Origin of the sequence: Pseudomonas citrullilanati (assembly GCF_030580855.1) — a bacterium.
GTDB lineage: Bacteria > Pseudomonadota > Gammaproteobacteria > Pseudomonadales > Pseudomonadaceae > Aquipseudomonas > Aquipseudomonas citrulli.
Map to the genome: position 1 here is coordinate 40376 of NZ_JAUQOP010000036.1, position 11175 is coordinate 51550.

The 11175-nt window shown below is 64.1% G+C and carries 10 protein-coding genes; 3 read left to right on the forward strand and 7 right to left on the reverse strand.

Features of this window, described 5'->3' with window-relative positions; genetic code table 11:
* Nucleotides 1-6: 6 nt before the first annotated feature.
* Nucleotides 7-1458 (reverse strand): pyruvate kinase, encoded by a 1452-nt coding sequence (pyk, locus tag Q6A48_RS20650; protein ID WP_304556086.1) that lies wholly within the window; start codon nucleotides 1456-1458, stop codon nucleotides 7-9.
* Between the two features lie 354 nt (nucleotides 1459-1812).
* On the opposite strand from pyk, the gene Q6A48_RS20655 reads away from it, so the two are divergent.
* The 3 genes from Q6A48_RS20655 to Q6A48_RS20665 all read left to right on the forward strand — a co-directional run bounded on the left by Q6A48_RS20655 (nucleotide 1813) and on the right by Q6A48_RS20665 (nucleotide 3419).
* Nucleotides 1813-2184, forward strand: a complete 372-nt coding sequence (locus Q6A48_RS20655) for a tetratricopeptide repeat protein (RefSeq protein ID WP_304556087.1) — start codon at nucleotides 1813-1815, stop codon at nucleotides 2182-2184.
* Nucleotides 2185-2472: 288 nt separating this feature from the next.
* The gene (locus tag Q6A48_RS20660; protein ID WP_304556088.1) at nucleotides 2473-2832 is read left to right on the forward strand and encodes a PilZ domain-containing protein; all 360 of its coding nucleotides are present in this window, start codon (nucleotides 2473-2475) and stop codon (nucleotides 2830-2832) included.
* Between the two features lie 212 nt (nucleotides 2833-3044).
* Nucleotides 3045-3419, forward strand: a complete 375-nt coding sequence (locus tag Q6A48_RS20665; protein WP_304556090.1) for a hypothetical protein — start codon at nucleotides 3045-3047, stop codon at nucleotides 3417-3419.
* A 503-nt stretch (nucleotides 3420-3922) separates the two neighbouring features.
* Here the strand turns inward: Q6A48_RS20665 and Q6A48_RS20670 are convergent.
* The 6 genes from Q6A48_RS20670 to Q6A48_RS20695 all read right to left on the reverse strand — a co-directional run bounded on the left by Q6A48_RS20670 (nucleotide 3923) and on the right by Q6A48_RS20695 (nucleotide 10839).
* On the reverse strand, nucleotides 3923-5254 hold the full coding sequence (locus Q6A48_RS20670; RefSeq protein ID WP_304556091.1) for a DUF58 domain-containing protein: 1332 nt from the start codon (nucleotides 5252-5254) through the stop codon (nucleotides 3923-3925).
* Nucleotides 5255-5456: 202 nt separating this feature from the next.
* The gene (locus Q6A48_RS20675; RefSeq protein ID WP_304556092.1) at nucleotides 5457-6461 is read right to left on the reverse strand and encodes an AAA family ATPase; all 1005 of its coding nucleotides are present in this window, start codon (nucleotides 6459-6461) and stop codon (nucleotides 5457-5459) included.
* Complete coding sequence (locus Q6A48_RS20680; RefSeq protein WP_304556093.1) at nucleotides 6458-7621, reverse strand: DUF4350 domain-containing protein; 1164 nt, start codon at nucleotides 7619-7621, stop codon at nucleotides 6458-6460. The genes Q6A48_RS20675 and Q6A48_RS20680 overlap by 4 nt, the downstream gene beginning before the upstream one ends.
* Nucleotides 7618-9156, reverse strand: coding sequence for a DUF4129 domain-containing protein (locus Q6A48_RS20685; protein WP_304556094.1), 1539 nt, complete (start codon nucleotides 9154-9156; stop codon nucleotides 7618-7620). Before Q6A48_RS20685 ends, Q6A48_RS20680 begins: the two co-directional genes overlap by 4 nt.
* The gene (locus Q6A48_RS20690) at nucleotides 9143-10117 is read right to left on the reverse strand and encodes a stage II sporulation protein M (protein WP_304556095.1); all 975 of its coding nucleotides are present in this window, start codon (nucleotides 10115-10117) and stop codon (nucleotides 9143-9145) included. The genes Q6A48_RS20685 and Q6A48_RS20690 overlap by 14 nt, the downstream gene beginning before the upstream one ends.
* Complete coding sequence (locus tag Q6A48_RS20695) at nucleotides 10114-10839, reverse strand: RDD family protein (protein ID WP_304556096.1); 726 nt, start codon at nucleotides 10837-10839, stop codon at nucleotides 10114-10116. Before Q6A48_RS20695 ends, Q6A48_RS20690 begins: the two co-directional genes overlap by 4 nt.
* Between the last annotated feature and the right edge of the window lie 336 nt (nucleotides 10840-11175).

Sequence of the window (11175 nt, forward strand, 5' to 3'; positions counted from 1 at the left end):
GGTCACTCAGACCATCGGGTCGCCAACATGGAGGATCTTCATCCCGTTGGTGCCGCCGATGGTGTGATAGCTGTCGCCTTTGGTCAGGATCACCCAATCGCCGGTCTGCACCACGCCACGCTTGACCAGTTCGTCCACGGCCGCCTGGCTGACTTCGCCCGGTTGCAGGGCGGCCGGGTCGAACGGCACGGTGTAGACGCCACGGAACATGGCGGCACGGGCCTGGGTTTCGCGGTGCGGGGAGAATGCATAGATCGGCACCGAGGAGCGGATACGCGACATGATCAGCGGGGTGTAGCCACTTTCGGTCAAGGCGATGATCGCCTTCACGCCCGGGAAGTGGTTGGCGGTGTACATCGTCGCCAGGGCGATGCTCTCGTCACAGCGCTCGAAGGTCTTGCCGATGCGGTGGCTGGAAGTCTTGCTGGTCGGGTGCTTTTCGGCGCCCAGGCAGATCCGGGCCATGGCCTGCACCGCTTCGAGCGGATAGAGGCCGGCGGCGCTTTCGGCCGAGAGCATCACGGCGTCCGTGTAGTCGAGCACGGCGTTGGCTACGTCGGAGACTTCGGCGCGGGTCGGCATCGGGTTCTGGATCATCGACTCCATCATCTGGGTCGCCACGATCACCGCTTTGTTGTGGCGGCGTGCGTGCAGGATGATCTTCTTCTGGATGCCCACCAGCTCGGCGTCACCGATTTCCACACCGAGGTCGCCACGGGCGACCATCACGGCGTCGGAGGCCTTGATCAGGCCATCGAGGGTTTCGTCATCGGCCACGGCTTCGGCGCGTTCGATCTTGGCCACCAGCCAGGCGGTGCCGCCGGCTTCGTCGCGCAGTTGACGGGCGTATTCCATGTCGGCGGCGTCACGGGGGAAAGACACCGCGAGGTAGTCGACTTCCATTTCCGCGGCCAGCTTGATGTCGGCCTTGTCTTTTTCGGTCAGGGCCGGTGCCGTCAGGCCACCGCCGCGACGGTTGATGCCCTTGTGATCCGACAGCGGGCCGCCGATGGTCACGGTGCAGACCAGTTCGGTGGCGGTGGCGGTATCGACGCGCATCACCACGCGGCCGTCGTCGAGCAGCAGCTCGTCGCCCACGCCGCAGTCCTTGACCAGGTCCGGGTAGTCGATACCCACCACCTGTTGGTTGCCTTCGGTCAGCGGATGGCTGGTGGAGAAGGTGAAGGTGTCACCGATCTTCAGCTCGATGCGCTTGTTGGCGAATTTGGCGATACGGATCTTGGGGCCTTGCAGGTCACCCAGCAGGGCAACGAAGCGGCCGTGCTTGGCGGCTAGGTCGCGCACCAGCTTGGCACGAGCCTTGTGCTCGTCGGGGGTGCCGTGGGAAAAGTTCAGGCGGGCGACGTCCAGGCCAGCCAGAATCAGCTGTTCGAGAACTTCCGGCGAGTTACTGGCCGGGCCAAGGGTAGCGACGATTTTGGTGCGACGGACGGACATGCAAGACTCCTCAAGTTCAAGCGCCAGCGAAGGCTACTATGCTCTTTGGGTGTAGTCATTGTTCATATGCACTACTTATTCGTTTCTTTTTCGAAATGAACATTCCCGAAGATTTTCACGCCTTTCTGATCTTTACACTTCTTGTGGCGAGGGGATTTATCCCCGTTGGCGCGCGAAGCGGCCCTGAAGCCAGGCGATTCGGGGTATCAGGTTGATCGAGGTGATTGTCTCGGGGCCGCTTCGCAGTCCAACGGGGATAAATCCCCTCGCCACGAAAGCGGGGCAGGCCAGTGCTTTCAGGCTGAAGAATTTCCCATCCAGGTCGATACAGAGCTCAAGACAGGAGAACCTCCCATGCGATTCGTGCTTTTTATTGCCCTGGCCCTGAGTATCACGGGCTGCACCCGGTGGTCCATGAACCATCACATGAACCTGGCCTACAAGGCCTATGACCGCGGCAATTGCGAGCAGGTCATGCTCGAGTTATCCCAGGTCGATCGCGCCAGCCGGGCCCGCCGCTATATGCAGCCGGAGGTCTCGATGCTGCGTGGCCAGTGCCTGGAGCGGCAGAAGCTGTTTATCGACGCGGCGCAAACCTACCAGTTCATCATCATGCAATTCCCCAACAGTGAATACGCATTCCGCGCCCGCGCCCGCCTTGAAACCTTGCAGAGCCTGGGGCATTACCCGACGCGCAGTGCCGCGGCGAGCCGTCCCGCGTCCTGATCCCCTTGCTTGCGTCCGGCCGGGAAAATTCCCCGGCCACTTGCGCGCTGTCGTGTTGTCCTACATTAAACATGGCGTGTGCACTGGCCGCGCCGAAACCTTCGGCTATAGTTGTACAAGTCTTATTAGAGCTAACCCTCTAGAACAAGAAGCACCTGTGACCGGCAGCAGTCGGCCTGGGCGTTGGAAAGCGCCTGGCACCGGGATCGGGGAGAGCGGGCAGGGTATTCGCTCGTTCCGAAGTATCGGTAGCCCCTGCGCGGGGGCGTTCAAAAAGCGATACAAAACATGTACAGAAAGAGGCACATCGTACGGCAGCAGCTGCCGTATTTCCTGAAAGTGTTCAACGGTGTCAACGACAAGCCCCTCGGCTTCCTGGGCAACGTCTCCCAAGATGGCCTGATGCTGATCAGCCATTTGCCGTTGATGGTGGGCGGCGATTTCGACTTGCTACTCAAGCTGCCGGCCGATGAGGGACCGTCGCTGAACATCAGGTTGAAAGCCACCTGCCTGTGGTGCCGCGAAGACGTGACGCCGCAACATTTCGACGCCGGTTTCAGCCTGCACTGGGCACCGCCGGAGTACGGCCAACTGGTCAACGCGTTGCGCCAGTATTTCAGTTTCCATACGTTGCCAGCGTCGGCCTGATCCTTACCTGAGCCAACGATGGAATGGTCATGGGTTTGTCGGTCACAGGTTCGTCATCGCTTCCTGAGTAATACCTACCTCTGGATTCGCCGCCACCGGTTGTCGGTACTGTCAGGTCTTACAGGTTTGAGTCGAGAGTCTGTCGCTTACTGTATTCATGACACTATCGAGGGCGTGCCAACCGGAGCGCCTGTCAGAATGAAGGTGTGGCCATGAACACGGAAAAGAGCGGGAAGCTGATCACGATAAGGGCTGCTATAGGCACCGATTACGCAGACCTCGAAGTGGAATGTGGGTGGACTTCGGGTGGCAATGTATTTTATGTGAATACCAAACGTTATCGGGCCAGGAACAACGGCAGGTCGAGAGGCAACATCAAAATAGGGCTTGTTTCAAAAGGCAATACTGGTTGGATAGAACTAAATAACGATGACGGGGTGCAAGATGGCCAGTGGCATGATCTTGCCAGGCAGCTTACGGTGGAAGGAGACGCCAGGTCCGCGGTCATCCATTTCAATTGGGTATACGATGTCCAGGGCTACACCGACCCTAATATGACGGGGCAAGCGACTGTGCCTTTTCCCTAGCCCCTTGAAATGATTATTACAGACGAACCCTTGTGGGAGCGGGCTTGCTCGCGAAGGCGGTGGGGCAACTGCACATGTATTGCCTGGCACGCCGCCTTCGCGTTCAAGCCCGCTCCCACAGGTTCGTCATCGTTCTCCAGTTCTGTAAGTCAGCGCTGGACCTTGGTTTCGTTATCCATTGATTGGTCTGCCACCGTCTCGCGACTAAACGAGGGGGTGGCGGCTGAACGCAGGTTAGTCGACCGGAAGGATAACGAAAGAACCGGCGCGCCCGAGGGCGCCCTGCGCACAGCCACCATTAAGTTCAGGGATAGGGAACCCGACAGGATGATGCTTGTGCACTTCGTTATACCTCCCGGGCGACTAAACCCGATCGCTGGAAATCAGCGACGCGAATCAAGTTACGGGCCAAGGCCAAGGCGCACAAGTCGGCGGATTCTGGCGGAACTGTAGTCCGTTGCGCAAGGCGCAGTAGTCGCCCGGACCTTTCTTACAGATCCGGTCTAAACGGTGCCGCCCTTCTTCCAGGCCAGGTACTGGGTCACCAGTTGCGCGCCCAGCTCACTGGGGCGGGCGTCCAGCGTGGGAATGGCGTGGGCGCTCAACTGCTGGTGCAATTGGGCCCGCGCATTCAAATAATCCACCGTCCCGCAATAGGCCAGGGCTTCAGGCAGGGTTTGCACCGGCGCCTGGCGCAAACGGTCGAGGGCCTCTTCGCGCAGGCTCGCCACCAGTACCCGGTGTCGTTGGCCCAGCCGTTTCACGGCGGCCAACAGTTCTTCGTCGTCCTCGTCCCGCAGGTTGGTCACCAGCACCACCAGCGCGCGGCGTTTCTGCCGGGCCAGCAACTGGGTGACGGCTGCCTGGTAGTCGGCGGGACGCTGGCTGCTGTCCAGGTCGTACACGGCGTTGAGCAGGACGTTGAGCTGGTCGCTGCCCTTGACCGGCGCGAGGTAGCGGGCCTGGTCGCTGGCGAACGTGCTCAGGCCCACGGCGTCACCCTGGCGCAGGGCGGTGTAGCTGAGCAGCAGGCAGGCGTTGAGGGCGTGGTCGAAATGCGACAGCTCGCCGTCCTGGCTGCGCATGCGGCGGCCACAGTCGAGCAGGAAGATGATCTGCTGGTCGCGTTCGTCTTCGTATTCCCGGGCAATCGGTGTGCGATGGCGGGCGGTGGCTTTCCAGTCGATCTGGCGCAGGCTGTCGCCCTCGCGAAATTCGCGCAGTTGATGGAATTCCTGGCCCTGGCCACGGCGTTGACGCTGGCGGATGCCGAGCTGGCTGAGCCAGTTGTCCACCGCCAGCAACTGACCGTCGTAGAGGCGGGCGAAATCGGGGTAGACGCGGGTGGCGTCGGGCGCGGCCAGCAGGCGTCGGTCGGACCACAACCCCAGCGGGCTCGGCAGGTTGATTTCGCAGTGTCCGAGGCTGAAGTGGCCACGCTTGAGCGGACGCAGGCGATAGCCGACCTGGCTGCGTTGGCCGGGGTGAAGCTCGACCGTCAGCGGCAGGTTTTCGAAATCCAGGCCGTCCGGCACGTGATCGAAGACCTGGACGTGCAGTGGTCGGGCAAAATCATGCGCGATCTCCAACCGCACTTCGCCCCAACGCCCGAGCGCCAGGCTGCCCGGCATTTGCCGCTGCACCCGCGGCGACGGCAAGCGCTTGAGGCGCACGGCGTCGAGCAGCGCCAGGGCCGATAGAGCCAGCAGCAAGCCCCAGTTGATCGACAGCAGCGTCGATGGCACCGCAATGCCCAAGGCTCGCAACGTGCCCAGCACAATGCCGACGGCCAGCAGCACCGCGAGCCAGATCAAGAGCAGGCGCGAGGGTTTCATGGGTGCATCCCCAGAGCGCGGACGTCGACCTTGGCGAAGAAGTTTGCTGCCGTGAGGTTTTCTGTGGCGAGGCCGCTGGCTGCCGCTGGACGCGCAGCGTCCCCTGGCGGTGCGCCAGCCAGCAGCGGCGGGCTGTTTCGCAGTCCGGCGGGGGGAGCAAGCGCCCCCGCCATGCTCAGTGTCGCCATCCGCACGTGCGTCCTCACAATCGCGGCGCCGGCACTTGGTCCAGCAGTTGCCCGAGCACCTGGTCCACCGAGAGCCCTTCGATGTCCAGTTCCGGCGCCAGTCGCACCCGATGGCGCAACACGGCCAGGGCGCAGCCCTTGATGTCGTCCGGCACTACGAACTCGCCGCCGCGCAGCAACGCTCGCGCCCGGGCACACCGCACCAGCGCGATCGAGGCCCGTGGCCCGGCGCCAAGGGTCAAGCCCGGCCAGCTGCGGGTGGTGCGGGCCAGGCGCACGGCGTAGTTGAGCACCTGGTCGTCCATCGGCAGGTCGCTGGCAATGCGTTGCAGCGCCTGCACATCCTTGGCCTGCAACACCGTGCGCAGCGGCTGCACGTCGAGCATGTCGGCGCGGGTCGAGCGGCTGACCTGGCGCACCATGTCCAATTCCCGCTCCGCGTCGGGATAGTCCATGCGCACCTTGAGCATGAAGCGGTCGAGCTCGGCTTCCGGCAGCGGGTAGGTGCCTTCCTGTTCGATGGGGTTCTGGGTGGCGAGCACCATGAACGGCTGGGCGATGGGCAGGGCGCGGCCTTCGAGGGTGACCTGGCGCTCCTGCATGGCTTCGAGCAGCGCGGCCTGGGTCTTGGCCGGGGCGCGGTTGATCTCGTCGGCCAGCAGCAGGTGGGTGAACACCGGCCCCTTGCGCAGCTTGAATTGCTCGGTCTGCAGGTCGTACACCGCGTGCCCGGTGACGTCGCTGGGCATCAGGTCGGGGGTGAACTGGATGCGCGCGAACTCACCGCCGAAACAGCGCGCCAATGCACGCACCAGCAAGGTCTTGCCCAGCCCGGGAACGCCTTCGAGCAGGACATGGCCGCCGGCGATCAAGGCCGTGAGCACATCGTCGATCACCGCAGCCTGGCCGACCACGGCCTTGTGCAGCTCGGTACGAATGGCCTGGGCCAACTGACTGGCGCGCTGGCGCTGTTGGACGGCGTGGGCCTGGCCGTCGACAGGTTCGTTCTGTTCAGTCATAGGGCATTCCTGAGGGTTTGCAAATGGGCGACCTGGCGGCAGAACTCCGCGTTGGACAAGCGCTGTTTCGGTCGCGGGCTCAAGGCTTGGCTAATGGCCCGCGTGGGTTGGCGGGTCAGGCGGGCGAGGACCTGCCATTGATCGGCGACGGCCAGTTGTTCGAAGCCGGGGTGCAGGTGGCGGGCGCGGCGCACGATGTCTTGCTGCAAGGCGTGCAGCAGGTATTGCCGGCCATTGTGGCGCAAGTGGAAACCGGCGCTGGCCTGCAAGTGTTCCTGCAACTGGCGGCGGGCCTTGGACGCCGGTGGCTGGATCGGGCCAAGGCGCACGGCCGAGCGCCAGAACCACAGGACAACCAGGGCCAGCAGCGCCACCAGCGCCTGGGGGAAATAGCGCAGCAGCAAGGTCAGCAGGCTGTCGTGGTCGGTGTTGAACAGCAGCGTGACGTCGGTGTCGGCCGTCAAGTACCAGAGCAGCCAGGCGTTGTCGTATTGGTCGATTCGATCGTTCTTCCACACCTCGGCGTCGGTGAGCACCGTGATCGAGCCCAGGCCATAGGTCAATTGCATCAGGTGGGTGGACTGCGCGCTGTTCGCCCAGGACTGGGCCAGGTTGTGCGGGTCTTCGAGGTGGAAGTCGGTGTCGAAGTCGACATACGCCGGGGCTTCTTCGTCTTCCAGGTACAACTTGGTCAACTCGGGGTAGCGGTCCTTGACCAGCTCGGGCGGCGTTTCCTTGAGGTCCTTGCTCAAGGACTGGCGCAAGCGCACGCGGTCCAGCAGCAGGTCGCCGCTGCTGCCGGTGCTGTCATCCCACAGGGCCTCGGCGACGAACAACAGGCGACCTCCGGCCCGGGTCCAGTTCAGCAATTGCTCGACCTGCCGGGGCGTCATGTTGCTTCGTTCGCCCAGCAACAGCAGGCTGTTCCGGCGCGGTTCGAGGGACGGCAGGATGTCCAGGTCGTTGGCGTGGGCAACCTGGATGCCTTGCTGGCGCAAGAACCGTTCGGCGGCCAGGTAAGGGTTGGCCTGGGCCTCGGGGGACGGACCGTGATCGACGGTTTCCTGGTACGGCACGGCCTTGGCGCTGAGGTAAATGACCAGCGCACCGAGCAGCGCCGCCACCAGGGCCACGACCAGCCATGCTGCGCGCCGGCTCATGGGGTGGCTCCCGGGCCGAACAGCTCGCGCCAGTCGTCGCACAGTTGCCGTTGCAGGTCGAGCGGCGGTGCCCGGTGCCCGTAGGCGAGGTTCTGCCAATGCAGGGTCAGGCTTTTGCTGAACCCCAGCAGGCGTTCATGCTCGAGCTGTTCGACCCGTTGCAGCACCTGGCCTTCGGTGTCGGCCGCTTTCAAGGGGATCTTGAAGTCATGGTGCAGGCGGCTGAGCAGCGCCCGGTACAACAAGCCCAGCGCTTCCCGGGGATTGGTCGCCCACAGTTGCTCGACACTGGCCGCGACATCGACGGGCAGGCTTTGCTCGCGGATATCCAGGCCGAACATCTGCGCCGGCGCCGGCCTGTCCACTTTGAAACGTTTGGCGGGGCGGCGCGGGACCAGTGCCTTGAGGCGTTCCCGATAGCGCCAGGCCAGCCAGGCGATCGCGGCGGCCAGGCCGGCCCAGAGCAGGATCTGCAGCAGCGCGGCGGCGAGGTCGAAGCGTTGGCCGGCCATCCATTTGAACAAGCCCTTGAGCCAGTTCGGCTTCGCCTCGGCCTCGGGCGCTTCGCTGGCCTCTTCGCCAAAGCGATAGCGGGTGACCGTCTCCGGGTTCTTGAACGGCGGTGCTGCGAGGATCGCCTCGATGCTGTCCCTGGAAGCGTCGCTGGTGAGGGGCTGGTTGAGCAGGCGCGGGTGTTCGGGGCCGTTGCTGTCTTCGTCGGCCCACGCTGGAGGGGCCAGGGGCACGAGCACCAGGGCCAGCCACATCAACAGTGGCGCGACGCCGCTGAGGCGCTGGCGCAGGCGCCGGAACACCAGTTCGATGTCCCAGGCCTCGAGGATCGTGCGGCGGTTGAGGTAGAGGCTGAAGCCGCAGGCGACATAGATCGGTTCCCAGATCACCAGCAGGAGGGGGTAGAGCACGTTGACCAGGTGTTCGAACCACAGCCAGTCGTGTTCGGTGGTCGCCACCAGTTTCTGCCAGTCCCATTCCAGCTCGACCTGTTGCGGCACGAACAGGTAGAACAAGATCATCAGGCCTATCCACAGGGCGGTTTCCAGGTGCGCGCCGATGAGGGTCAACCCTTGCGCGGCGCCGCCGTTGCGTTGCAGCAGCACCCGCACGCGCTGCTCCCGCGCCTCGCCGGCCAGGCCTTCGAGTTGCACCACCGGCATCAGGAAACTGCGGCTCAGGCTGAGCCGGCGCCAGGTCAGGCTCGCCAATAGCTGCGGCTTGAGCAGCGCCGGCCACTGGCGCAAGGCTTGCCTCAGCGTCGGGGTTTCGCCAAACAGCGCCTTGGACAGGATGTACAGGGGCAATCGGTCAAAGGCGGGCTTCAGCCACCAGAACAGCATCACCACCAAAGACGGTGATTCCCATAGCAACAGCGTCAGCAGCGCATACACCGGCAGCGTGATGATGGCCCAGCTGGTCATCAACAGGCGGCGATGCTGCTGGCTCATCAGCACGCCCAGGTCCATGGCTTCCCAGGTGGTGCGCGGGCGGATGACGACGGTGGCGTCACTCAGGCGCATGGCGGGCTCGTCCGGCTAGCGACAGGTAGCTGATCACCAGCAGCCACAGCAAAGCGCCGACCGTGTACTTGGTGGCGGGCGTCACGGCGCTGGAGGACCAATAGGCCTCGATGAACGCGGCGATGAGCAGGAACAGGATGACCCCGGCGATGATCTGCACGCTCTTGCCGGCGGCGAGCCGCAGGGCTTCACCGCGGGTGAGGCGTCCCGGCGCGATCAACGCCCAGCCCAATTGCAGGCCGGCGGCGCCGGCCAGGGCGATGGCCGTCAACTCGAACGCGCCGTGGCCGATCACGAAGGGCCAGAACGTCCCCCCGGAACCGATCTGGGTCAGGTGGCCGGCAATTGCACCGATGGTCAGGCCGTTGAAAAACAGGAAGAACGCGCTGCCCAGGCCAAACATCAAGCCGCTGGCGAAAGTCTGAAAGGCGATGCCGATGTTATGCATGATGTAGTAGCCGAACATGACCCAGTCTTCGCTGGAGGCCCGCTCGACCGAACGCCCCAGGTGGCCGGCGGCCGGGTCGTACATGCCGCGCACCTGGCTGACTTCCTCGGCACCGAGGACGCTGTAGACCAGGTCGGGGAACAGGTACACCAGCAGTCCGATGCCGATCAGGCTGCCGAGGAACATCACGCTCGCCGCCAGCACGAAGCGCCATTGCTCGCGGACCAGCCGGGGGAAACCCGCCAGGATGAAGTCCGAAAGGCTCGCCGACGGTCGGCTGCGGTCGCGGTAGAGCTGCTGGTGGCCGCGCAGCGCCAATTGTTGCAGGGTGTCCACCAGCAGGCTGCTGTAGCCCCGGGCCTGGGCCAGTGCCAGGTGATGGCACAGCCGTCGATAGGCGGACGGGAAGTCGCTGTCCTGAGGTACGTTGCGATTGCGTTCCAGTTGGTCGAGCTGGCGGGACAGGTGGTCCCATTCCCCTTGGTGACGGCTTTCGAAAAGGCTTTGCTTCATGTGGGCCCCAGCAGGCCACGGGCAATGCCGTTGAGCTCGGCCACAGCCCGCGGGGGCTGGACGTTCAAGGGCGTGGCCAGGATGGCGGCCAGTTCGCTGACCCGCGCCTGGGACAATTCGGCCTGGCGCTCGGCGAAACCGAGCACGGTGCGTTGCTCATCGACGCTCAGGGCGAACGGCGGGCGGATCGGCTGCGCCATGGGCAGCGCGGGGCGCTTGATCGGCTGCTCGCGATACACCACCAGCGTGCCGGCCGCCAGATCGCCCAGGCGCTTGAAGGCCGGATGTTGCAGGCAACTGATCGCGCCGAAGGTATAGCCGAAGGGCAACATGTCGACGAAGCGCAGCAGGTTGCGGATCAGCGACGCCGACCAGCCGATAGGGCGGCCATCGTCCTGCACCACCCGCAGCCCCATGATCTGCTTGCCGGGCGAGCGTCCCTGGTGGAGCACTTCGAACAGCACCATGTACCACCAACTGATGACGAACAGCAGGATGGAACCCAGGCCAATCCCCAGTTCACCGAAAAACGCCAGGATGACGAACACCAGCCCCAGCACCAGGCCGCGTATCGCAAGGTCGATGGCAAACGCCAGTGAGCGGGGCATCAACCCCGCCGGGCGCAGGGGCAGGTCGATGCCTTCGGGCGTCTCGACCTGATACCGCGTATCCAGAGGCGGTGGCAGCGTCGCGGTCCTTTGCAGTGCTGGTGTCTCGAGCATGGGCAACCTGAATGATGGGCCGGGTCGAACGATTGATGTCTGGGCGATGCTAGCAGAAAACAGTGGGCACGAGCCTGCTCGCGAAAGCGGTGGGCCAGTGACAGTGATGTTGGCTGCACTGCCGCCATCGCGAGCAGGCTCGCTCCCACAGGGTGGGTACACGCAGGACCCTTGTGGGAGCGAGCCCGCTCGCGAAAGCGGTGGTTCAATGGTGGTGATGTTGGCTGCACTGCCGCCATCGCGAGCAGGCTCGCTCCCACAGGGTGGGTACACGCAGGACCCTTGTGGGTCCGACCACGCTCCCCAATGCCCGTGGGGCTTGTCCGTGATTTCGGG